This window comes from Rhizobium sp. CECT 9324 (assembly GCF_918741265.1).
Lineage (GTDB): Bacteria > Pseudomonadota > Alphaproteobacteria > Rhizobiales > Rhizobiaceae > Allorhizobium.
The window spans coordinates 3,175,933-3,199,542 of sequence record NZ_CAKKMZ010000001.1 but is presented as its reverse complement, the minus strand read 5'-3'; the positions used below and the strand labels follow the sequence as shown (position 1 = coordinate 3,199,542).

The window sequence follows — 23,610 nt, the reverse complement described above, 5'->3', positions numbered from 1 at the left end:
CGTTCAGCGCCCCTCGCGCCACCACATGGCAGACACGGCCAGCAGCAGGATTCCGAGCCCGGCAAAGCCTGCAAACAGCGGCAGCGTATTGACGCCCTTCAGCACGGTTTCGTCGGTCAGGCGGATCAGCATGCGGCGATCGTCGGCAATGCGGATGTCGCCACGCACCGGCAGAATATCGGGCAGACGCAACCCAGCTTCGCCGTCATCGAGGCGGGTAAGCAGGCCGCGGCTTTTGCCGGTCACGCCGGCAAGCGTTTCCGTCGTCGAGACCATGGCGCGAAATTCGGGAGAATCGACGGCCCCGACATGCACCAGGGTCGAAAAGTCGCCGTTGGTGACGGTGAACAGGCCGGTTTCGGTCATCCGTCGTTCGCCGCGATAGAGGCCCGGCTGAATTTCAGCAAGATTCAAGCTCTCCGTCTGGCCCGACGGCGTGGTGATCGTTGCCGAACCCGGCGCGTCGCCGATGGTCTGGCGCGTGACTTCCATTGTGCGGCCGGTGGCGCGGGCCTTCAGCGCCTCTTCCTCGAGTTCCGGCTCCTTCATCAGCCAATGGGCGATGCGGCGATAGAGCGAGACATGCGGGCCACCGCCTTCGAAGCCACGGGCCCAGAGCCAGCCCTGGTCGGAGAGCAGCATGGCGACACGGCCTTCATTGGCGCGGTTGAGCACCAGCAGCGGGCGACCGTCATCGGCGGTCATCACGGTTTCGCCGGTGGTCTGGTCGACGTCGACGCTGCGGAACCAGCGGCCCCATTGCGGCGGTTCAACCGCCGACCCGTCAAGACCGCGGGTCACCGGATGGCGCTTGCCCTGTTCCGACAGGCGCGGATAGAAACCGGCCTCATGCATGTCGCCGGTCGGGGAGGCTGGCAGCACGGTGGCGAGCGGGGTGAGCGCGATCGAATCCTCGCCGGCATGTTCGGGACCGGCGGCAATCAGCAGGGCGCCGCCATTGCGGACATATTCGGCGATGTAGTCGTAGTAGAGGATCGGCAGCACGCCGCGATGCTGGTAGCGGTCGAAGATGATCAGGTCGAAGTCGTTGATCTTCTCGACGAAGAGTTCGCGGGTCGGGAAGGCGATCAGCGACAGTTCGTTGATCGGCGTGCCGTCCTGCTTTTCCGGCGGGCGCAGAATGGTGAAGTGGACGAGATCCACCGAGGCGTCAGATTTCAAGAGATTGCGCCAGGCGCGTTCGCCGGCATGCGGCTCGCCGGAGACGAGCAGCACGCGCAGGTTTTCGCGGATGCCCTCGATCAGGTGAATGGCGCGGTTGTTGACATCGGTGACTTCGCCGGGCGTTCCAGCGACCGAAAATTCCAGCACATTGTTGCCGCCGCGCGGGACCTTGAAGGCGAAGGACGTCTCGGCGCCCGGAACGGCGTTCAGCGCACCGATATCTTCGCCGTTCATCTTGACGGTCACGTCGGCCGGTTGATCGGAGGCCTTGCCGTCATCGAAGACGCGGAAGGTCAGTTCCTGTTCCTCGTTGACGATGCCGAAGCGCGGCGCGCGCAGGATTTCGATACGGCGGTCGAACTCGTCGGCCTTGCCGGTCACCAGTCCATGCACCGGGGCATTGAAGGGCAGGGGCTGGTTTTCACCGGGAATGTCATGCACCTGGCCGTCGGTCAGGAAGATCGCGCCACCGATGCGGGCCGGCGGTACGTCTGTAATGGCCGCGTTCAGGGCTTCGAAGAGTTTCGTCGAGGGCGCGTCGGATGTCGCCGGATCGGTCACTTCGACGATGCGTGGCTCGATATTGCCGAAGCGCGACAGACGGTCGCGCAGGCCCTCGAGCGCCCGGTCGGTCTGCTCGGCACGGCCGGCGATCTGCTGGCTCTGGCTGCGATCGACGATGACGGGGACAACCGTGGTGAGGGCTTCGCGGTCTTCCTGCAGCAACAATGGATTGGCAAGGGCAGCCAACACGGCTGCCGAGGCGGCAAAGCGGATGACCGTGCCGCGAACGCTGCGGAACAGGCCGAGCGTCAAGAGCAACACTGCCAAGACGGAAAGTATGCCGATGGCAATCCAGGGGATGAAGGGTGCAAATTCCACGGTCATGTCATTGCCCCAGCCGTTCGAGCAGGGCCGGCACATGTACCTGGTCAGCCTTGTAGTTGCCGGTCAGCATATACATCATGATGTTGACGCCGGAGCGGAAGGACATTTCCCGCTGCAGTTCATCGGCGGGGACCATCGGCATGACGCTGGCGCCATTGGTATCGATCGCCCAGGCGCCAAGCAGGTCATTGGCGGTGATCATGATCGGGGTGACGCCGTCGCCGGACGAGGCAACGCCGCTGGACGAGGACTGTGCTTCCTGCCGCGCCTCGACCCAGAGCGGGCTGCCATTGTAGCGCCCCGGAAAGCCGTTGAGCAGATAGAAGGATCGGGTCAGCACATGGTCCGAGGGGACGGGTTCCAGCGGCGGAATGTCGATATTGGCAAGGATCGCCTGCAACCGTTCGCCATTGACGCTCGGACCAGCGTCGTCACCGAGCGAGGAAAACTGGTCGCGGGTGTCGAACAGCACGGTGCCGCCAGCGCGCATATAGGCATCGATCCGGCTGATCGCGGCGGCTGACGGCATCGGTGCCGAAGCCGAGATCGGCCAGAAGATGATCGGGTAGAAGGACAGTTCGTCCTTGGCGATATCGACGCCGACCGGCGGCGCCGGCTCCAGCGTGGTGCGATAGGTGAGGAAGTCGGTAAGGCCTGCAAGCCCCTGTTCGGACAGGCGGTCGACATCGCTCTCGCCGGTGACGACATAGGCGAGATGGGTGTTGTCGAGCCGACCGAGGATCTGCTCGTCGCCGCGCTTCGCATCGGCTGCTTCCGACTGTCGCTGCGACACGGGGGAAAAAAGCAAGAGCGCGGCAAAGACGGCCATGGTCGCGGTTGTCGCCGCACGGCGCGGAATACGCGAGAAGGCGCCGCCCATGAACAGGACAACGAGGCTATCGGTTACCAAGAGCAGGAATGCGGTGATCAGCAGGCTCGGTTTCAGCGGTTTCGCTTCCGTGCCGGCCATCGGCTCACGCGCAACGGTCAGGCCGGCGGGGCTCGGGATCGGCCTGATCGTGGCCTCCGGGGGCAGCAGGTTGAGCGCGACGAAGCCGTCCTCGGTACCGTAGAGGCCAGGCGGGTTGTCGAAGGTTGCAGCCTCGGGGCGCGCCGGGCCAAGATCAAGCGGCCTTGCATTGCCGGCGTCGGCGGTCAGGGCGCCGCGGTCGGTCAACAGACGGTAAGGTGCCAGTGTTGGCGCGGTTGCCTGACCGGGCTGGGCTTCGGCAGCGCCGACGCGGGTCAGTTGCACGATCCGTCGCAGCATTTCGACGAAGCTGCCGGAAATCGGCAGATCCGACCATGTCGCCTCGGCGCTGATATGGAAGAGAACGACGCGGCCGGCGCCGCTTTCCTTGACGGTGACCAGCGGCGTGCCATCGGCAAGGCTCGCCCAGGTGCGCTCGGCAAGATCAGGGGTCGGCTCGGCCAGAACCTGGCGCTTGACCAGAATGCCATCTGCTCGCGGCATGCCGGCAAAGGGGCCAAAGCTGGGGAAGTCTGCGAGCGGTTGCGGTTCGGCCCAGGACAGGGCGCCGCCAAGGGCCCGCTCGCCCTGGCGCAGGATGACCGGCACGAGCGGGTCGCCGCTGGGTGCTGCAGCGAGGCGTGCGCCGGCAAAGCGGATAAGCGTACCACCCCGGGCAATCCAGCGCTCGATCGGTTCATAGACATCGGCCGGCAAGCGACCGACATCGGCAAGAACGATCGCGGATGGGTTCTGCTTGAGTATTTCCGGTATCGAGACGGCGAGGTCGGTCATGCCCGGTTTGACGAGATCGGCATAGGGGCCGAGGGCGCGTTCGATATAGTAGAGCGGCGAAAGCAGCGGCTGGAAACCATCGCCACTGTCGCCGGAGATCAGTGCTACCTTGCGTCGGCGGAAACCGTCGTCGAGCAGATGCGTGGCGCCGGCGCTGGCAATGCCGGCGACCGACAGGCGGGCGAAATCATTGCGCAGTTCGAAGGGGGCGGCGATATTGCCGCTGGCTTCGGTCGCGCCGACGGCAAAGTTGACCGGGCCCGAGGCGATGACGCGGCCCTGGCGGTCCTGCGCATCGACGATCAGGCTCTGGGCCTCGGCGCTTTTCAGGCGTGACAGGGTGACGGCCAGGGCATCGGCACCATTGTTGGCGCCGGTGATGGCGACCGTAGCCTGGCCGGATCCTTCGATCAGGCGAAACTCAACCGGTGACAAGGCTGCGAGATCGCCCAGAAACGGATCGTCGTCGCGAAGCGCTACGCCATCGGAAATATAGGCCAGCGTGCCGGCGCCGTCTTCGGCAAGGGCCGTGCGCAGCGCGTCGATGGTACGGGTCCGGTCGGGACGCAGCGGCCTGGGCGCTGCCGCGCCAAGCTTCTCCAAGGCTGCGGCGGATGTACCGGGCACGGCGTCATGCGTCTGGTCGGCGGTGAAGACGATCGACACCGGAATGTTGCGGTCACCAGCGTCGCCGATCAGCGTGGTTGCGGTTTCGACACGGCGATCCCAGTCGGCGGTGGTTGCCCAGCCGTTGTCGACGACAAGCACCAGCGGGCCGTCGGCCGACAGCGAGGCGTTGCGCGGATTGAGCACGGGATCGGCCAGCGCAAAGATGACCAGGGCGGCGATCATCATGCGCAGGAGGGTCAGCCACCATGGGCTTTTCGAGGGTGTTTCCTCGCGCTTCAGCACGCCGGCGAGTATCTTCAGCGGTGGAAACACTTCAGCCTTCGGGCGCGGCGGCGTGAGTTTAAGCAGCCACCAGATCAGCGGCAGGGCTGCGAGAGCCATCAGGATTGCGGGAGCGCCGAAGGCGAGCGGGAGGGCGTTCATGGGCCGCTGCTCCGGGCAACGGCAGGCGTCATGCCCGACAGATGCATGTGGATGGCGACCAGCGCTTCGGAGGCGAGGCGATCCGTGCGGTTGTGAACAAAGCTCCAGCCCATGCGGCGCAACTGGTCGCTGATGCTGTCGCGGCGGGCGATATAGGCCCGGCGATAGTCGTCGCCAAGGCTTTCGGCGCGACCGGATATCAGCTTGTCGCCGGTTTCCGGGTCGGTGAATTCGGTGCGGCCGGTATAGGGGAAGGTTTCCTCAGCCGGATCTGCGATTTCGACGACATGGCCGCGCAGGCCGCGACGGGCGAGCGGCGTGATGCGTTCCATGACGCGGTCTGCGTCATCGAGGAAGTCGCCGATCAGGACGATGTCGCTGGCGCCACGGATCATGCGCGTGTCGGGCAAGCCGCTGGTCAGCGGCGCGTGCATGATCGCGGTCGCCAGACGTTCGGCGGCATTGCGGGCGGAAACCGGCTCCATGATGCCCGGACATCCGATGCGCTCGCCGGATCGCGCCAGGATTTCGGCCAGCGCCAGCATCAGCACCACGGCGCGGCTTTCCTTGGACACCGAGGCGAAGCTCGACTTGTACATCATCGACGGCGACATGTCGGCCCAGAGCCAGACGGTATGGGCGGCTTCCCATTCACGGTCGCGGATATAGGTATGGTCGTCGCGGGCGGAGCGGCGCCAGTCGATGCGGGCGAAGCTTTCACCACCGGAATAAGGGCGGAATTGCCAGAAGTTTTCGCCGATGCCGCGCTTGCGGCGACCATGCCAGCCGGCAATCACCGTGTTGGCGATGCGTTTTGCCTCGACCATGCAATCGGGTACCAGAACAGCACGCTGGCGCGCGCGTTTCAGCACTTCGCTGCTTGAGGTCTGCTCGACGATCTGGCCGATCGATGCCACCTTGGCGATGCCTCCTTATGCCCGAAGGCTTTTGACAAGACCGTCAATCACGTCGCGAACGGTCATGCCTTCGGCGCGGGCGGCGAAGGTCAAGGCCATCCGGTGTTCAAGCACCGGCTCGGCCAGCGCATGAACATCGTCGATCGAGGGAGCGAGGCGGCCTTCATAGAGTGCGCGGGCGCGGGCGCAAAGCATCAGCGACTGGCCGGCGCGCGGACCCGGACCCCAGGCGACATTCTTGTCGGTTTCCGCATTGCCATGGCCGGGGCGGGCGGATCGCACCAGAGACAGGATGGCATCGACGACGGTGTCGGACACCGGCATCTGACGGATCAGCTTCTGGATTTCCAGCAGACGCTCGCTATTCACGACACTGGTCGCGCGGTTTTCGCTGACGCCAGTGGTTTCCAGCAGGATCTGACGCTCGGCGGCCAGTTCCGGATAAAGCACGTCGACCTGCAGCAGGAAGCGGTCGAGCTGGGCTTCGGGCAGGGGATAGGTGCCTTCCTGTTCCAGCGGGTTCTGGGTTGCCAGCACGTGGAAGGGGGCGGGCAGCTGATAGGCCTGTCCGGCGATGGTGACGTGATATTCCTGCATCGACTGCAAGAGCGCCGACTGGGTGCGCGGGCTGGCGCGGTTGATTTCGTCTGCCATCAGCAATTGGGCGAAGACCGGCCCCTTGACGAAGCGGAAGGAGCGGCGGCCGTTTTCGTCCTGGTCCATCACTTCCGTGCCGAGAATATCGGAGGGCATCAGGTCAGGGGTGAACTGGATACGATTGCCGTTGAGGCCGAGAACCGTGCCGAGCGTGCTGACCAGCTTGGTCTTGGCGAGACCCGGTACGCCAACGAGCAGCGCATGACCGCCGGACAGGATGGCCAGCAAGGTATTTTCGACGACTTTTTCCTGGCCGAAGATCACCTTGCCGACTTCGGCGCGGATATTGGCAATGTCGGCAAGCGCCTTTTCGGCGGCTTCGATGATCGCCTTGTCGTCCAGTGCGGCATCCGGATTTGGCATCATGCCCATGGTTAGCTCCAATTGGTTCGGCCTATTCCGGCGAATCGGGTGCGAACGCGATCCGCAGCGTCTGAAACTAACTTATTAGCGAACAAGCGGCTGACAAGCACGTTCCGAATGACTATCTCGTGACTGTGATAGGTTAGAGACCAAACCGGGACGCGAATATGGCAAGCGAAACGCTGAAAGCGACGACGGACGCGGCCGGACTGGCGGCGCTGATTTCGCGCGCCGCAGCCCAGACCGAGGGCGGAAAGGCCAGTTTGCCGCCCGTGGATCGCTGGGAACCGCCGTTTTGTGGCGATCTCGACATGGAAATCCGTGCCGATGGGACATGGTTCTATATGGGCACGCCGATCGGCAGGGCACCGCTGGTGCGGCTGTTCTCGACGGTTCTGCGCAAGGACGAGGATGGGAAAACCTATCTCGTCACACCTGTGGAAAAGGTTGGCATCCGAATCCAGGACGCGCATTTCGTCGCCGTCGAGATGAGTGCGACCGAAATTGACGGTGCACAGGTGCTGACGTTTCGCACCAATGTCGGCGACGTTGTCGAAGCGGGGGGCGAGCACCCGTTGCGGTTCGTGATCCATGGCGAGAACCATGAGTTGAAACCCTACCTGCATGTCCGCGGAAGACTGGAGGCGCTGGTGTCGCGCGCCGTGATGTATGATCTGGTGGAAAAGGGCGAGGTGCGCGAAATCGATGGACGCGCAATGTTTGTTGTCACGTCCGGCGGGGCTGTCTTTCCGGTGATGCCGGCGGATGAACTCGAACGGCTGTCGCGATGAACGGGTTTGAATTTTCGGCCGCGGATTTCCGCCGTCGGGCGCTGAACCAGGCTGGCGGGCCGGTCGATCAGGCATGGCGCGATCACGGCGATCATGTGCTGAACCTTGCCAGCGTCATCGAGATCGAAAGCCTGAAGCTCAAGGATGCAGCCGTCCTGGTGCCCATCATCGACGATGGTGACGAGGCGCGGCTGATCCTGACCAAGCGCACGACGAAACTGCGCAAGCATGCCGGACAGATCGCCTTTCCCGGCGGTGGCATCGACGAGACCGATGTGTCGCCGGAAGAGGCTGCACTGCGCGAGGCGCATGAGGAAATCGGCCTTGATCCGGCCTATGTCGAGACCGTTGGCCGTCTACCGCAATATCTGGCCGGTACCGGTTTTCGTATCGTGCCGGTGTTGGCCGTGGTGCAGCCCGGTTTCACGATCACGCCGAACCCGGCCGAAGTCGACAGTGTGTTCGAAGTGCCGCTATCCTTCCTGATGGATCCGCAGAACCACCGCCAGGACAGCCGCGTCTGGCAGGGCGTGGTCCGCCATTTTTACGTGATGCCCTATGGCGAACGCCAGATCTGGGGCATTACCGCCGGTATCATCCGGACGCTTTACGAAAGGCTTTATGCATGACCGATCTTTCCCAGCAGGACTGGTTCCGCACACCGGCGCTCGGGCGGCTGTTTGCCTTGCTGAATGCCGATGGCGGCGAGGTTCGGGTCGCGGGCGGGGCGGTGCGCAACGGCCTGCTTGGACTGCCGGTCAGCGATATCGATCTGGCAACGACGCTTCAGCCGGAAGAGGTGATTGCGCGGGCCAAGGCGGCGGGCATCAAGGCGGTGCCAACCGGTATCGAACACGGCACGGTTACCCTCGTCCTGGATGGCAAGGGCTATGAAGTCACGACCTTGCGTCGGGACGTGGAGACCGACGGCCGGCGGGCGCAGGTGGCTTTCGGGGCCGACTGGCAGGAGGATGCCGAACGCCGCGACCTGACGATCAACGGGCTCTATGCCGGTCAGGACGGGCAGGTGATCGATCTGGTCGGCGGGCTTGCCGATATCGAGACGCGCACCGTCCGTTTCATCGGCGACGCGGAGCAGCGGATTGCCGAGGACTATCTGCGTGTGCTGCGCTTCTTCCGCTTCTTCGCCTATTACGGCCATGGCCGTCCGGATGCGGCGGGGCTGAAGGCTTGCGCCAGGGCGCGCGAGAAACTGAAGACGCTGTCGGCCGAGCGGGTGTGGAGCGAGACGAAGAAGCTGCTTTCGGCGCGCGATCCGGGCCGGGCGCTTTTGTGGATGCGCCAGTCCGGTGTTTTGGGAGAGATCCTGCCGGAAACGGAAAAATGGGGCATTGACGCCATTCCGGGACTGATCGCGGCCGAACAGGCGCTGGGCTGGGCCGTCGATCCGTTGTTGCGGCTGTCTGCGATCGTGCCGAAAGATGCTGCGCGGGTCGCTGCGATGGCGGAGCGGCTGAAGCTTTCCAATGCAGAGGCGCAGGTGCTGGAGCGGTATGCGAAAGCGCCGAAGCCATCGGACACGACGACTGACGTTGCCTTCGATCGCGACCTCTATCAATTCGGTCAGGATGGGATGATCCGGGTCTTGAAGCTGGAGCTTGCTTCGGCACGCATGCAGGTGGAAGGCGATCCGAAATTCATGGCCAAAGCCGCACGCCTTTCGACGCTGCTGCAGCGTGCGGAGCGCTTCGAGCGGCCGGTCCTGCCGGTCAAAGGCAGCGATGTCCTGGCGGCAAACGTGACGCCTGGGCCAGCCGTTGGCGAGATCCTTGCCAAGGTCGAAGCCGGATGGATCGCCTCCAACTTTACCCTCGACCGGGAAAAACTGCTGGCCCGTATTGCGGCGCTTGCGAAAGGCTGATCTTCGGGACCAGAGCTTGCTCAGCTATCGACCTTGTGGTCTTCGCGGATGCGCGCCTTGATGTTATCGACCATGGCCGGACGTATGGTGTCCTCGCCATGGTCCGCGCGCAGGTGCTCGATAGCGCGCCGTACGACTTCCGCATCCTCTTCGGCGCGGGTGTGCCAATTGCAGCCCGGGACCAGGGTTCCGCATTCAAAGCTTTTCATGGTTGTCTCCTCCGTTTCAGTGCCTTTGGTACCAGCCCTTGCACAGGCAACGAACCAGAGGCCCCAATGTTCACGCCCATTTGCTAAAAAGCCGCCCGTGCAGTGCACGGGCGGATACAGGCGGTGGATTGTGGATCGTCATCTGCGCACGCTGGCGTCAGTCGGGCATGGCCCAGGCATGAAAGACAGATTGTGCCGCGGTTCTCTGCTGCTTGCGGCCGGGACCTTCAATGTCGTTCGCGACCATCTGGTCGGTCAGATTGGTCCCACCCAGACCAAGTCGTACCTGCTCGACGAAATAGGAGTGCGGAAGATCGACATCGCTTGAGCAGCGCAAACGTTCCGCCAGGCGGTCAATCAATTCGGGTACGTCAATGGAGCGTGGGGCGGTCTCACTCACTGCGGCAATGGTTGCAGTACCGGACTGGGTCATCGCATTCTCCTCCTCGAAACTGCGTGAGCCCGCAGAATGAGCAAGGATTCCGTTGAATGCAATGACTTCCGTCAAGCATTCGGGCTGCGCAGGCTAAGCTTCCGATATTTTAGCGTATTCTTTATCCACCGCCCTGTGCACGAGCAGTGGATAACTTTTATCGGTGCTTGCCTAGGGCCAACGAACCACAGGCGGCATGGAAGAAAGAATCGATTCGACATTGCCGCCGGTTTTCAATCCGAAGATCGTTCCGCGATCGTGGAGCAGATTGAACTCGACATAGCGGCCTCTGCGTACCAGTTGCTCGTCACGGTCTTCTTCCGTCCAGGGCGTGTTGAAATTGCTGCGGACGATCTTCGGATAGACGAGATTGAAGGCGCGGCCGACATCCTGGACGAAGGCGAAGTTTGCATCCCATCCGCCCTTGTCCGCCTGTGGATAGAGCCAATCGAAGAAGATGCCGCCGACGCCGCGTGGCTCGTTGCGGTGCGTGAGAAAAAAGTATTCGTCGCACCAAGCCTTGTAGGCGGGATAGTCGGCAATATCGGCGTGGTGCTGGCAGGCTATTTCCATCGCCCGGTGGAAGAGTTGCGTGTCCCTGTCTTCCTGGGTGCGGCGGCGGTCGAGGACAGGAGTAAGGTCGGCGCCACCGCCAAACCATTGGCTTGAAGTGACCACCATGCGGGTGTTCATGTGCACGGCGGGCACATTGGGATTGACCGGATGGGCGATCAGCGAAATGCCGGAGGCCCAGAAGCGTGGATCTTCTTCCGCGCCGGGCATCTGCTTGCGGAATTCTTGCGAAAATTCGCCGTGTACGGTCGACGTGTGCACGCCCACCTTTTCGAAGACGCGGCCTTCCATCATCGACATGCGTCCGCCGCCGCCTTCGCCGTTTTCACGCAGCCAGTCCTTGGGCTTGAAGCGTCCGGGCTGGCGATCCGACAAGGGACCGGCCAATTCGTCTTCAATTGCCTCGAAGGACGAACAGATGGTGTCGCGCAAGCTCTCGAACCACGTGCGCGCGGCGATCTTCTTGTCTTCAATATCGGCGGGAAGGCCTTTTGGCAGATCCGGTCGCTGCATGGATTTTCCTCATTGCGTCGCTGCGCGTCGATTATCAGTTTCATATATGCGCGGCCACCGGGATCGGAAGCCCCACCGGCAAAATCGACTCGCCAATCGATGTGGGGCGCACTAATGTCACGGGATGCGAGGTATGTCATGACGAGAATACCCGGTCCGCCGCCGCTTAACGGCCTGAGAAAACGCATTGCCGACCATCGGGCCGCCTCTTCAGGCGGCGGGAAAGGCCATTTTGTCCGCGAGACGTATTGCCTCACCCGCGACGAGGCCCGCGCAAAGGCGCGCGAATGGTTCGATACGTTTCCCAAGGCCGCCTACTGGACCGAGGTGGAAAGCTGGCGCCAGCTTGATGGCGACCAGATCGAATTCACCATGCGGCGTCTGCCGTCTGCCGATTGAGCAGCGCGCTTCCCGGAATGTTTGAAATATCTCGAATTCTAATGATTGGCGCAATCGAACGACAAAACATGGGTGGCATTCTGTGTCGTGAGGACGGCCGTGCATGATGCTTGCGGCATTGTTCGACATGATAGGCGACGCTAGGCTTCTCGATGAGTTCAGTCTCTTTTAATTCCACATCCGCGAGTTCGCTTGCGGTGCTGACCGGTTCGACTTCGGCGCTGGAGCGCACGCAGAGGCAGGTCGCGAACGGTCGTGCCGTCGAACAGGCGGCAGACAACACCGCCTATTGGTCCATTGCGACGACGATGAGGTCGAGCAGTCTTTCGATGTCGAGCGTCGAAGATGCGAACGGCCTTGCGGCAGCCCTAACAGATACGGCTGCCGTCGGCATTCGCGAAGCCACGCGCCTGGTTTCGGAAATCCAGTCCAAACTCGTGCTTGCTACCGCTGTCGGCGCGAACAAGCCAGCGATCAATTCCGAGATTACGCAGTTGAAGGATCAACTGAGTGCGGTGGTCGACAACAGTGCCTTCAACGGTCAGAACTGGCTGAAAGTTGAAGCGGGGTCGCAGCCGAAAGTGTCCTCCATGGTGGCGTCGGTCACGGATGGCGGCGAGGGTGACCTGTCGATCAACATGATCGATTTCGACACCGCGAAGTCCACCCTGGTTTCAGGCGAGAACGCCGCCGATGGCATGCTGACACGTTCCTATTCCGGTATGACGCGATCCGGTGCGCTGTACGACTTTCATCTGATCGATGCCAATTCCGTCGTGCCCAATGCGGCGAGTTCGAAAGAAATCAAGATCGACAGCCAGACCGGCAGTGCCGAACTGGACGGTATGATTTCCGCACTGAACCGGGTGATGGCCGACATGATCAGCACGGGGGCGGAGGTTGGCGCCACGCGCAATCGGGTTTCGGCGAACATGGAATTCATTCAGGGTGTGCAGGATGTCACCGAGACCGGCATTGGTCGGCTGGTCAACGCGGACCTCAACGAACATTCCGTCGTCCTGGCTGCCCAGATGGCGGCGCAGCAGCTTCAAACGACTTCGCTCAACATTGCCAACAATTCCATGAGCGCTTCGCTGAAACTGTTTCTCTGAACTGACCACGGATCATAGATAAAAGCCCGCAGAGATGCGGGCTTTTATCGGTGTTGATGCCAATCAGCGTTTCCGCGCGGCGCGTTTGCCCCGTGTCTTGTCGGTTGGTGTCTTGTCGGTTGGCGCCTTTCCCTTGGGCGATGCGGCCGACAGCGGGGGAGGAGACTCCGGTGCCGGCGGCAGCCCAGGATAGCTGTTCGTCTTGGCACGCGCGGTGATCGAGGGTGTTGCCGATGGCTTGTCCGATGCTGCCTTTATGGGTGTCGAAACCGGTGCCGAAGCCGCATCAAGCGCCGCTGACGGCGTGAAGTTGACTTCGCTGACCGTCGTGGGCAACAGGACCGCTGGCTCGGCATCGACCGCAGATGCTGCGGGCGCCGGCGCTTCGGGCTCAGCCTCAACCTTAGCCTCAGGCGGCTCTACTGGCGGGACCAGCGTCATCACGGCTGCGGGCGGCGGAGACGGTTTCGCCACGGGCGGTTCCGGCAAAATCTGTTCGTCCACGAGCGCTTCAGAAGGTGGTGGTTCGGCCACCAGGGTTATCGTTGGGGCCTCGTCCGCCGTCACTTCCCTGGCGCGCTCCGCGCCTTGGCCAAGGATATCCTTCAGAACCTTGGTGACCTGCAGTGCGCCGGCGATATCAGTATTGGTCGAATGGCCACACAGCGGAACGCGGATGTCGGTCTTGATCTTCGGGCGCGAATTGATTTCGCCGAACCAATCCAGTTCGCCCACCACATCGACGACGTCGGCGAAGATGTCCGGCATCTTGATGCGACCGCCGAAAGTGACGATGCGGGACGTGTCGGCCAGTAACTTGAGGCGAGCCGGTGCCGATGATGTCAGCAATTGCAAGGCATCCGCCAGGACACGGTTGCCGCGAGAGTGGCCGGCGAGCAGGTTGAACGAGAATTCGGGGTCAGCCAGCAAAGTGGCGACCGTGTCCGTGTCCAAGCCGGTGCTGCGGATGCTTTCGGTATCCGCATCGCGTTTGCCATAGGCGCCGAGTTTTGGCCGACCGACCATATCATCGATGACTTCGAGATTGCTGCGCACATGGCCGAGCCAGCCGAAGAAAAAGGCGCCACCGATCGCCTCGTTGACGATATCGCCGAGGCCGTAGCCAGAGACGACGGCCGCTACCGGAGCATCGATCGCATTGGCAACGTTGCGGGCGAAGGCGGCGGCGCCGATGGCCGATCCACCGATTCCGGCCACGGCGAGGGCGTGCACGTCACGACCACCGCGCAGGCGGTACTCCTCGATGCTGTCGCAGATCGTCAGCATGCCCTGTCCGGCCGGCGGGACGATCATGATCAGGCCTTCGGAGGCCAGCGCATCGCTGATATAGAACGTCTCTTCGGCCGACAGCGACTTCACGTCGTAAAAGAGTGCGTCGAGCCCGGTGTTGCGCATGCGCCATGGCTCGAGAGCCGCATTGCGCGCGGGCCGGTGTTGAAGCCGTTCGGGTGTGCTGAAGGTGCGGGCGAACTGGGTCAAACTCAGGGCGAATGCTGTTTCGAACATTTCCATCTCCCATTTTTGCTGCGCTGCAACATAAACCGTTCCGGATGAATTAGCAATTGTGGTTGTATATCGGCGCGCAATGGCTTTCGGCTTCGATCCGAAGCTAACGGATCGGGGCGGCGCGGTCCTTGACGATTGCCTTTTTCGGAGGGCTAAAGCGCGATCTGCCGCATTGCCTCGCCGACAATCATCGCGGCCGACATGGCCACGTTGATCGAGCGTTGGCCTTCCACCATCGGAATAATAACACGGGCATCCGTGATGTCATGAACATGATCGGGAACGCCGGCGCTTTCGCGGCCAAAGAGCAGTATGTCGTTCTGCTGATATCGGAAGCCGGTATAGGGCTCGGCCGCCTTGGTCGAGGCGAGAACGAGGCGGCGGTTCTCCCGGCGTCGCCACTGGTCGAATTGCTCCCAGTTGACATGGCGTGTCATCGCGACGCTGGCGAGGTAATCCATGCCGGCGCGTTTCAGGTTCTTGTCGGACAGAACGAAGCCGGCCGGCTCGATGATGTCGACTTTCAAGCCGAGGCAGGCGGCAAGGCGCAGGATGGTGCCGGTATTGCCGGGTATGTCGGGCTGGAAAAGGGCGATACGGAGCGCTGTCATGGGGCAGGTTCTACGCCAGGCCCCGGTGCGCCTCAAGAGGCTTGGACGTGCGGATCAACCTTCCGGTTGTTGTCTGCGTGCAACAGTTGCAGGGAATGGCCGGCAAGGCGCCATTCGCCGCTTTGCAAGGGCTGCCGAGGTGGTTACAACAGCTTCATCTGTAACACGCACGAGGGAGGGCCATCGATGGATTTTTTCGGTTTGAAGCCAGTGCCCCGCCTGCTTGCCAGGCCTGCGTGACGGCGACTTCATCGCCTTTGTATTTCCCAAACTGATTCATCTTGCGGCCCTATCTGGCCTCAAACATTGACATTTCGCGCATCTGCGACACGTCCCGATGGCCTGTCCGCTCGCGCGCTGCTTCATGGAGTTTCTCATGTTCTCGTGGTTTGAAAACCGCTTGAATGCCTATCCTTCGGATGCGCCTTCTCTGCCGCCCAAGGGGCTGTTTGCCTTTTGCTGGCATTACACGAAACCGGCCTGGCCATGGCTGCTGGTGCTCGGGATGTGCTCGCTGCTAATCGCGGTGGGCGAAGTATTCCTCTACCAGTTCCTCGGCAATATCGTCGACTGGCTGTCGAATGCCGACCGCACCACGTTCCTCGAAAACGAGGGTTCGCGGCTGTTCGCCATGGGCGCGCTGGTGCTGGTCGGTCTGCCGATCGTCGGGATCATTCACTCGATCACCATGCATCAGGTTCTGGCAGGCAACTTCCCGATGATCGCGCGCTGGCAGATGCATCGCTTCCTGCTGCGCCATTCGATGACGTTCTTCGCCAACGAGTTTGCCGGACGGGTGTCGACCAAGGTGATGCAGACGGCTTTGTCGATCCGGGAATCGACGATGAAGGTCATCGACGTTTTCGTCTATGCGACGAGCTTCTTCGTCTCGATGCTGGCGCTTGTGGCGGCCGTCGACTGGCGTCTGGTTCTGCCGCTTGCCGCATGGATCGTCATCTATGTGCTGATCCTGCGCTTCTTCATCCCGAAGCTGCGCAAGCTGTCCAGTGAACAGGCGGATGCGCGCTCGATGATGACCGGCCGCATCGTCGACAGCTATACCAACATTGCGACCGTGAAGCTGTTTTCCCATGCCGGCCGCGAGGAAAGCTATGCCAGGGAGGGCATGGATGCCTTTCTCAGTACCGTGCACCGCCAGATGCGGCAGATCACGCTGCTCAACATCGCTGTCGATATCAACAATGCCATCGTGCTGTTTTCGATCTCGGCGCTGAGTATCTGGTTCTGGCTCGACGGCGTGGTGTCGGTCGGTGCGATCGCGATTGCCATCGGTCTTGCCATGCGCATCAACGGCATGTCGCAATGGATCATGTGGGAAGTGGCGGCGCTGTTTGAAAACATCGGCACCGTCTACGACGGCATGGGCATGATGACCACGGCGCATGACATCGTCGATGTGCCGACGGCTAAAGCGCTGACGGCGCCGAAGGGTGAGATCGTCTATGACGCGGTCGGCTTCCACTATGGCAAGCGCAATGGCGTGATCGAGGATTTCGCGCTGAAGATCAAGGCGGGCGAGAAGGTCGGTCTGGTCGGACGCTCCGGCGCGGGCAAGACGACGCTGGTCAACCTGTTGCTGCGCTTCTACGATCTTGAAAAGGGGCGTATCCTTGTCGACGGGCAGGACATTTCCCAGGTTTCGCAAGACAGCCTGCGGTCGCTGGTCGGCGTCGTCACCCAGGATACATCGCTGCTGCACCGGTCGATCCGCGACAACATTGCCTATGGCCGGCCGGACGCCACGGACGCCCAGGTGATCGAGGCTGCCCGCCGTGCCAATGCCTGGGACTTCATCCAGACGCTGGCCGACCAGCAGGGCAGGACGGGTCTTGATGCGCATGTCGGTGAACGCGGGGTGAAGCTGTCCGGTGGCCAGCGCCAGCGCATCGCGATTGCGCGCGTCTTCCTCAAGGATGCGCCGATCCTGGTACTGGACGAGGCAACGTCCGCACTCGATTCGGAAGTCGAGGCGGCGATCCAGGAAAGCCTGTTCAAGCTGATCGAGGACAAGACGGTGATCGCGATTGCGCACCGCCTGTCGACGCTGACGCAGATGGACCGGCTGATCGTGCTCGACAAGGGGCGGATCATCGAAAGCGGCTCGCATCAGGAACTGGTGGCGCTGGGTGGCGTCTATGCCGACCTGTGGAATCGCCAGTCCGGCGGCTTCCTAGCAGCTGAGGACGGTGACGAAGCCGAAGAGGCGGCGGAGTAACCAGCCGTGGCTTGACATTGACGAGACGCGTCGCCCTTCACCCGGCGGCGCGTTTCAGTTTTTCTGCCCGCAGATCAGGAAATGTCGATTGGCATTCAGGGCCCGTATGCTTATGCGGGTGCCGGGCGCACTTCGAAATCAATGAAATGGCGAAACCGATGCGGTACTATCTCGACTGGTTCTGGGCTGCGTTGGCCGGCGGCATGCTGGCTGTGATGGTCACGCTGAACAGTGGGCTTGCCAGCTATTCCACCCCGTTCATCGCGTCCTGGGTCGTGCATGGTGTCGGAGCTGTCACAGCGGTCGTGCTGTTGCAGGCCAGCCGGATGTGGTCCTCGAAACCGGCTGACCTGGCGATCCATGCTGGCAGGCCGCCGCTCTGGTCCTATTTTGGCGGAGCGCCGGGCGCGCTTGCCGTTGCGCTGGGGTCCATTGCGGTCAATTCCAGCCTTGCCCTGGCCGGTGCACTGTCGTTGATGCTCGTCGGCCAGATCCTGTTCAGCCTCCTGTCCGACCTCTGGGGCTGGTTCGGGACGCCCAAACGCGCGCTCAACCGTTTCGACCTGCTGGCTGCCTTGCTCGTCACCATGGGCAGTGCGCTGGTGATCTATTCGGGAGGTGCGCAATGATCGGCTATGTGATGATCGCGCTTTCCGCCGGTGCCTTTGTCGGCATGTCGCGCTCGATCAATGGTCGCCTCGGCATGGATCGCGGGGCGTTCAGGGCGTCGTTCTGGAACCACCTGAGCGGCTTCCTGCTGCTCACGGTGTTCGTGTTGCTGTTCGAACGCGGCAATTTCCACACCCTGGGGCTGGCACCGAGCTGGGCCTTTACCGGCGGCGTCATCGGCGCGGGTTTCGTGGCCGTCAGTGCCTATGTGTTTCCGCGCATCGGCGCTGCCCGCTCGGCGCTGCTGATCATCGGCGGGCAGATGATTGCCGGGCTGTTGATCGACCAGTTGCAGGTCGCATCCGGTCTTCACCCCGGTCAGTTTATCGGCGTGTTCCTGATCCTGATTGGAATCTACCTGACGCGTTTCTCGCGCTAAGGCGAGACTGCACCGCGCAGGATTGCCCGGCTTCGGCTTTTCCAATCCGCCATCCGCCAATTCGCCAAGCCGCCGGTTTGCTGGAGCAACAGGCTGCTGCCCTCTCCGATCTGCATCGGCCTTCAGAACATCCTAATTTTACAATGACTTATAGTGGCGCGGTAGTGCTGGACTTCGCCGCCCGAGGTAATTTTTTCTTTATTTTAAGCTGCCAAGACAGGGCGATATCCATCAGGCTCAAACTGCGGTTTTTCAGATGTTCAGCAAAGTCAAAATCAAATTTCTCATGCCTGCGCTGTTTGCGCTCGTGCTCGTTCTCCTGTTGTTGCAGGGCGTGCTGGGAATGCGCTCAGTCTCCGAGCTCAATGCTCAGGCATCCAATTTGGGCGAGCGCATGGATCAGTCCCTGAAGACGGCGAACCTGGACAGGCTCTTGTCCGAAGTGCGCCGACTCTATCTGATGACGCTGACTTCCAGCAATGCGGCAGACCAGAAACGCATACTTGAGCAGTTGCAAAGCAAGACCGCGGAACGCGCAGCGGCGTTCAAAGCATTCAGTGATACGATTACTGATGCGTCAACGAAAGCGAGCATGGACAAGCTGAACGCGGTCCTGTCGACATACGATGCGCTGGGTGAGAAGTTCGTCACTGTGATCAAGGCGTCGCGCGTCTATGAAGCAAAGGCGATCATCGCGGAGATGATCCCGATCGGTGGTGAAGCCGGCATCCTCATGCAGGACATGATCAACGAAATCGGTGCCCGCAGCCAGGATGATCAGAAGGCGGCAGCGCTTGCAGCCGAGTTCGCCTATATCACCACCATCGGCGCCATTGTTCTTGCTGCAATTGTGGCTGCTGGCGCGGCATTGCTCAGCCTCGTCCGCGTCACGCGCCCGATCGGCGCCATCACCCAATCGATGAACATGCTTGCATCCGGCAACAACGAGATCGCGATCCCCCATACGGATCGTCATGACGAAATCGGAGAAATGGCTGCCGCGGTCTCCGTCTTCCGCGACAATGCCGTCGAACGCGAGCGGCTGGAACAGGAAACCGAAAGCAACCGTTCAATGAGCGAACGCGAGCGTCTCGCCCGGGACGAACAGACTGCGCAGGCCGCCGCCGACGTGTCGTTTGCGGTCGAGAGCATTGCCCGTGGCCTGAAGGGCCTGTCCGATGGCGACATGACATTCCGTCTCGACGTTCCCTTTGTCGGGCAGCTTGAGCCTTTGCGTGCCAATTTCAACGAATCGGTGGCGAAACTGCAATCGGTTCTGCAGTCCGTCGGCGAGAATGCCCGGATGATCGATGCCGGCGCCAACGAGATCCGTTCCGCTGCCAATGATCTGTCCCGGCGGACCGAACAGCAGGCGGCCTCAGTCGAGGAAACGGCGGCTGCGCTGGAACAGGTCACCACCGCAGTCAAGGAATCAGCGGTTCGTGCCGGAGAGGCCGGCAAGCTGGTCGAACAGACCCGTCACGGCGCCGAGCGCTCCGGCGAGATCGTCCACCAGGCCGTCAATGCCATGGAGGCGATCGAGAAATCGTCGAGCGAGATCGGCAACATCATCGGCGTGATCGATGATATCGCCTTCCAGACCAACCTGCTGGCGCTCAATGCCGGGGTCGAGGCAGCCCGTGCCGGCGAGGCAGGCAAGGGCTTTGCCGTGGTGGCGCAGGAAGTGCGTGAACTGGCCCAGCGCTCCGCCAAGGCGGCGCGGGAGATCAAGGCGCTGATCACGACCTCAGGCGAGAAGGTCCGGGATGGTGTCGATCTGGTCGGCCAGACCGGCAAGGCGCTGGAGTCGATCGTGACGGAAGTTCAGCAGATCAACAACAATGTCGCGTCCATCGCCGTATCGGCCCGCGAACAGTCGACCGGCCTTTCCGAGATCAACATGTCGGTCAACGAGATGGACCAGGGCACACAGCAGAATGCGGCAATGGTCGAACAGACCACGGCTGCGAGCCACAGCCTGGCGGCACAGGCGGCTGCACTCAATGGGTTACTCGCACAATTCAAGCTGGGTGAGGGGCGGGCTGACCTGCATGTCGCGACACCGGCCTCGCGTCCGGTCCCTTCGCCGGCGCATGCGATGAGCGGCAGGCTGGCCTCCGCATTTGGCGGTGCGGCGACGGTGGCCCGCCGGCGCTGACGATGGCCTGATCCGGTGAGGTTGAGACAAATAGATCAGGTTCGGCGGCTTCGGCCGCCGTTGCCATTTTTGCCCAGCCGGCATTACGTAAATGTAATGACCGCCATGCTTTGCCAGACGCCGGAAACCGCCTATATCGCATTGCATGTTTCAATCTGTTGCTCGTCTCTTCGAAAACTGGCTCGATCCGTTTTACCGCTCGGACAATTTGCGTCCGCCGGAAAAGACCTGGGCCTTTGTCTGGTTCTATGTCAGCCAGGCGAAGCTTGCCTTCCTGCTCATGGCGATATTCGGCGGCTCGATCGCCGTGCTGGAGGCCGGGCTGTTCTGGTTCGTCGGTCGGCTGGTCGATGTGCTCGACACCGTGCCCAAGGATGCCGGATGGGACGGGCTGATCGCGGCCCATGGTGGCGAGCTTGCCGCCATGGCCCTGGTGATGCTGGCGGGACGGTTCATTGTCGTGACGATCGGCGCGCTGGTCGAAGAGCAGGTCATCGTCCTCAACTTCTTCAACATGGTGCGCTGGCAGGCCTATGCGCATATCGCGCGCCAGTCGCTGTCCTTCTTCCAGAACGATTTTGCCGGCCGTATCGTCACCAAAGTCTGGTCGGCCGGCCAGTCGACCGGGGACCTGTTGACCTCGCTGCTGCAGGTCGTCTGGTTCATGGTGATCTACACGATCTCGACCATGGCCCTCGTCGCGCAGCTCGACTGGCGGCTTTCGGCGGTCATCGGTGTCTGGATCGCGATCTTCCTGGTGCTTGCGAGGCTCTTCGTCCCGCGTATCCGCTATCACGCGAGGGAATCAGCCGAAGCGTCGTCGATGTTGAATGGCCGTCTGGTGGACAGCTATTCGAATATCCAGACGCTGAAACTGTTCGGCAAGGAGCGGCAGAACGATCACTATATCAAGGCGGGTTTCGACCGGTTCCAGGACACGTTGCGGCCGTTCGCACGGTTGCTGACGGGTGTTCGTGCGTCGCTGGCTGTTTTGTCGGGGATCATGATTGTCACGGTCGCCGCGCTATCGATCGATCTTTGGTTTGCCGGCGCGATTACCGGCGGCGGCGTGGCGTTCACACTCGGCCTCGTGCTCAGGCTCAACATGCTGCTCGGTCGGATGATGACGCAGATGAACAGCATCATGCGCAATATCGGCACGATCCAGAATTCCGCCGAACTGATCGCCAGGCCGATCGACCTGGTCGACCGTGCCGATGCCACTGCGTTGAAGGTCGTCTCGCCCGAGATCCGCTTCGAGGATGTCAGCTTTCACTATGGCCGCAAGAAGGGCGTGATTGATCATCTGACACTGACCATCGCGCCGGGCGAGAAGGTGGGCATTGTCGGCCGCTCCGGGGCAGGTAAGTCGACCTTGGTCAATCTGCTTCTGCGCTTCTACGATGTCGAGGGCGGCCGTATCGTGATCGACGGCCAGGATATCTCGACGGTGACGCAGGAGAGCCTGCGGTCGCAGATCGGCATGGTGACGCAGGATACGGCGCTGTTGCATCGCTCCATCCGCGACAACATCGTCTTCGGACGCGAAGATGCGTCGGACGATCAATTGCTGAAGGCGGCGGATCGGGCGGAGGCGCTCGACTTCATCCAGCGGCTGGAGGATCAGCGCGGGCGCAAGGGTTTCGATGCGCATGTCGGCGAGCGCGGGGTCAAGCTATCGGGTGGGCAGCGCCAGCGGGTGGCGATTGCCCGCGTGATGCTGAAGGATGCGCCGATCCTCGTTCTGGACGAGGCGACCTCGGCGCTCGATTCCGAAGTCGAGGCTGCCATCCAGTCCAATCTCGACAAGCTGATGCGGGGCAAGACAGTTCTGGCCATTGCCCATCGCCTGTCGACCATTGCCGCGCTGGATCGCCTTGTCGTCATGGACAAGGGCCGGATCATCGAGCAGGGCACACATGCGGAACTCGTCGCGCGGGGCGGGCTCTATTCGGAGCTTTGGGCGCGGCAATCCGGCGGCTTCCTCGATACCAAGGGCGTTGTCGAGCAAGCCTGATGCGCTGTTGCTGCCCACCGGCATCCAGTTGATGCGTTCAACAGTGGGTGGCACGTGCTCAGTTGTCGGGTGCGACTTCGCCGATCAACGCGACGTCGGCGACAAGGCCGAAATGGTTCGATCCATAACTCTCGTCAAGGCGTTTCAGCGACAGGGGCGCGATATCCTTGTCGACGAAGATATGGTCGATCGGAATGCCGGCCAAGCCGGCTTCGACCGGCCAGGTGGCAGGTTCGGCGCCGACCTTGCGCAGACCGGAGCGCCTAAGAAAGCGTTGCATGTCCGGCGCAATACTGTCCGAATTGAAATCGCCGGCCAGGATCACGCTGCCCTTGGCATCGTTGAGGCCAAGGATGAGGTTGTCCAGCTCGATGCTGTGGTAGTCATCGAAATACGGTTTGGAGAGATGAGCCGCGAGGAGACTGATCCGGCGGCCGGCAACCTCGATCTCAATTTCGGCAAAGCGGTCGGCGCGCAGGTCACTGAGCTCGTCGTAGCGGCCGGCCCGGATCGGATGTTTCGACAGCATCATCAGATCGCAGGTCGGCGTCTCGATGCCGCAGCCAATTCTGTAGGGATAAGTTTCGCCCAGCCGATCGAGTTCGCCAAACAGCGGATTGGCTTCCATGATGTAGACAACATCGGCCTGCGAACCCTGGATCATGTCGGCGATCTTCTTCGCGTTATCAACATTGTCGTTGAGGACGTTGAAGCTGAGGATGCGCAGGCGCGGGGCATTTGCCACGACTTCGGGCGGCAATGGGCTCGGCACGAACTCCCGTTTCATCCACAGGCTGTGGCCAATCAGGGCGAGACTGGCTGCCAGCAGCATCCAGGCATAGGTGCCACGCTTGACGAGCAGGCAGATCACGGTTCCGGCAAGAACGATGACGCTGATTTGCAATTGCAGGCTGAAAAAGAAGGAAAAGATCCAGAGCTCGGTGACGTAGCGCATGCTGAGAGCCGTGAGCGCCAGTGTCAACAGGACGCAAATTACGCAGTAGATAGTATCTCTCATGCCCGTCCCGACCCTGTCTTCCGGGCGCGGCCGGAGGCACGTGACCATGCTCGAAAAAAGCCTTACTTGCAAGAACCGTCCGCTTCATCCAACCTCATGGCACAACGTCAGAATTTATTGCGCGACATAGTGGCTCCTTCCCCTGCGGAGACTGGACAGAATGGATTATCAAGCTTAGAACGCGCCAATCTGGGGGGAATCTATGGCCGGACTATGTCTGCTTGATGATTCCCGCTACGGGGGCAGAATGCGGTG

The 23,610-nt window shown here is 61.8% G+C and carries 20 protein-coding genes; 10 read left to right on the top strand and 10 right to left on the bottom strand.

Annotated elements, in window-relative coordinates; genetic code table 11:
• Positions 1 to 3 precede the first annotated feature (3 nt).
• Genes LQ231_RS15575 through LQ231_RS15560 form a run of 4 tightly spaced genes read right to left on the bottom strand, consistent with a single transcriptional unit; the run spans position 4 to position 6,837 of the window.
• Positions 4 to 2,073, bottom strand: a complete 2,070-nt coding sequence (locus LQ231_RS15575) for a hypothetical protein (RefSeq protein WP_230172012.1) — start codon at positions 2,071 to 2,073, stop codon at positions 4 to 6.
• A 1-nt stretch (position 2,074) separates the two neighbouring features.
• Positions 2,075 to 4,891, bottom strand: coding sequence for a DUF4159 domain-containing protein (locus LQ231_RS15570; protein WP_230172009.1), 2,817 nt, complete (start codon positions 4,889 to 4,891; stop codon positions 2,075 to 2,077).
• Positions 4,888 to 5,808 (bottom strand): DUF58 domain-containing protein, encoded by a 921-nt coding sequence (locus LQ231_RS15565; protein ID WP_230172006.1) that lies wholly within the window; start codon positions 5,806 to 5,808, stop codon positions 4,888 to 4,890. The genes LQ231_RS15570 and LQ231_RS15565 overlap by 4 nt, the downstream gene beginning before the upstream one ends.
• A gap of 15 nt (positions 5,809 to 5,823) precedes the next feature.
• Positions 5,824 to 6,837 (bottom strand): MoxR family ATPase, encoded by a 1,014-nt coding sequence (locus LQ231_RS15560; protein WP_230172003.1) that lies wholly within the window; start codon positions 6,835 to 6,837, stop codon positions 5,824 to 5,826.
• A 158-nt stretch (positions 6,838 to 6,995) separates the two neighbouring features.
• Here LQ231_RS15560 and LQ231_RS15555 point away from each other — a divergent pair, with 158 nt between their 5' ends.
• Genes LQ231_RS15555 through LQ231_RS15545 form a run of 3 tightly spaced genes read left to right on the top strand, consistent with a single transcriptional unit; the run spans position 6,996 to position 9,501 of the window.
• Positions 6,996 to 7,619, top strand: a complete 624-nt coding sequence (locus LQ231_RS15555; RefSeq protein ID WP_113141882.1) for a DUF1285 domain-containing protein — start codon at positions 6,996 to 6,998, stop codon at positions 7,617 to 7,619.
• Positions 7,616 to 8,248, top strand: a complete 633-nt coding sequence (locus tag LQ231_RS15550) for a CoA pyrophosphatase (protein WP_230172000.1) — start codon at positions 7,616 to 7,618, stop codon at positions 8,246 to 8,248. Before LQ231_RS15555 ends, LQ231_RS15550 begins: the two co-directional genes overlap by 4 nt.
• Positions 8,245 to 9,501, top strand: a complete 1,257-nt coding sequence (locus LQ231_RS15545) for a CCA tRNA nucleotidyltransferase (RefSeq protein ID WP_230171998.1) — start codon at positions 8,245 to 8,247, stop codon at positions 9,499 to 9,501. The genes LQ231_RS15550 and LQ231_RS15545 overlap by 4 nt, the downstream gene beginning before the upstream one ends.
• 20 nt (positions 9,502 to 9,521) lie before the next feature.
• Here the strand turns inward: LQ231_RS15545 and LQ231_RS15540 are convergent, their stop codons facing one another.
• The 3 genes from LQ231_RS15540 to hemF form a co-directional block, all read right to left on the bottom strand.
• Positions 9,522 to 9,710 carry a DUF1059 domain-containing protein gene (locus tag LQ231_RS15540; protein ID WP_113141879.1) on the bottom strand — a complete coding sequence of 63 codons (189 nt, stop codon included), beginning with the start codon at positions 9,708 to 9,710 and terminating at the stop codon, positions 9,522 to 9,524.
• Between the two features lie 157 nt (positions 9,711 to 9,867).
• Positions 9,868 to 10,143, bottom strand: a complete 276-nt coding sequence (locus LQ231_RS15535) for a hypothetical protein (protein ID WP_113141878.1) — start codon at positions 10,141 to 10,143, stop codon at positions 9,868 to 9,870.
• A 171-nt stretch (positions 10,144 to 10,314) separates the two neighbouring features.
• On the bottom strand, positions 10,315 to 11,229 hold the full coding sequence (hemF, locus tag LQ231_RS15530; RefSeq protein ID WP_230171996.1) for an oxygen-dependent coproporphyrinogen oxidase: 915 nt from the start codon (positions 11,227 to 11,229) through the stop codon (positions 10,315 to 10,317).
• 138 nt (positions 11,230 to 11,367) lie between these two features.
• Here hemF and LQ231_RS15525 point away from each other — a divergent pair, with 138 nt between their 5' ends.
• Positions 11,368 to 11,628, top strand: a complete 261-nt coding sequence (locus LQ231_RS15525; RefSeq protein WP_113141876.1) for a hypothetical protein — start codon at positions 11,368 to 11,370, stop codon at positions 11,626 to 11,628.
• A 152-nt stretch (positions 11,629 to 11,780) separates the two neighbouring features.
• Positions 11,781 to 12,740, top strand: coding sequence for a flagellin (locus LQ231_RS15520; protein WP_230171994.1), 960 nt, complete (start codon positions 11,781 to 11,783; stop codon positions 12,738 to 12,740).
• 63 nt (positions 12,741 to 12,803) lie between these two features.
• Here LQ231_RS15520 and LQ231_RS15515 read toward each other — a convergent pair whose 3' ends face one another.
• Both LQ231_RS15515 and LQ231_RS15510 read right to left on the bottom strand, forming a co-directional pair.
• Positions 12,804 to 14,267 (bottom strand): cell envelope biogenesis protein OmpA, encoded by a 1,464-nt coding sequence (locus LQ231_RS15515; protein WP_230171992.1) that lies wholly within the window; start codon positions 14,265 to 14,267, stop codon positions 12,804 to 12,806.
• 152 nt (positions 14,268 to 14,419) lie between these two features.
• Entirely contained in the window at positions 14,420 to 14,878 is a 459-nt protein-coding gene (locus tag LQ231_RS15510; protein ID WP_230171991.1) for a tRNA (cytidine(34)-2'-O)-methyltransferase, read from the bottom strand.
• A gap of 376 nt (positions 14,879 to 15,254) precedes the next feature.
• On the opposite strand from LQ231_RS15510, the gene LQ231_RS15505 reads away from it, so the two are divergent.
• The 5 genes from LQ231_RS15505 (at position 15,255) to LQ231_RS15485 (ending at position 22,337) form a co-directional block, all read left to right on the top strand.
• Positions 15,255 to 17,114, top strand: coding sequence for an ABC transporter ATP-binding protein (locus LQ231_RS15505; protein ID WP_230171990.1), 1,860 nt, complete (start codon positions 15,255 to 15,257; stop codon positions 17,112 to 17,114).
• 158 nt (positions 17,115 to 17,272) lie between these two features.
• Positions 17,273 to 17,743, top strand: a complete 471-nt coding sequence (locus LQ231_RS15500) for a DMT family transporter (RefSeq protein WP_230171989.1) — start codon at positions 17,273 to 17,275, stop codon at positions 17,741 to 17,743.
• Entirely contained in the window at positions 17,740 to 18,162 is a 423-nt protein-coding gene (locus tag LQ231_RS15495) for a DMT family transporter (RefSeq protein WP_230171988.1), read from the top strand. The genes LQ231_RS15500 and LQ231_RS15495 overlap by 4 nt, the downstream gene beginning before the upstream one ends.
• 256 nt (positions 18,163 to 18,418) lie before the next feature.
• Entirely contained in the window at positions 18,419 to 20,320 is a 1,902-nt protein-coding gene (locus LQ231_RS15490; protein WP_290371363.1) for a methyl-accepting chemotaxis protein, read from the top strand.
• 145 nt (positions 20,321 to 20,465) lie between these two features.
• Positions 20,466 to 22,337 carry an ABC transporter ATP-binding protein gene (locus LQ231_RS15485; RefSeq protein ID WP_230171986.1) on the top strand — a complete coding sequence of 624 codons (1,872 nt, stop codon included), beginning with the start codon at positions 20,466 to 20,468 and terminating at the stop codon, positions 22,335 to 22,337.
• 58 nt (positions 22,338 to 22,395) lie between these two features.
• Here the strand turns inward: LQ231_RS15485 and LQ231_RS15480 are convergent, their stop codons facing one another.
• Complete coding sequence (locus tag LQ231_RS15480) at positions 22,396 to 23,355, bottom strand: endonuclease/exonuclease/phosphatase family protein (RefSeq protein ID WP_162742651.1); 960 nt, start codon at positions 23,353 to 23,355, stop codon at positions 22,396 to 22,398.
• Positions 23,356 to 23,610 lie beyond the last annotated feature (255 nt).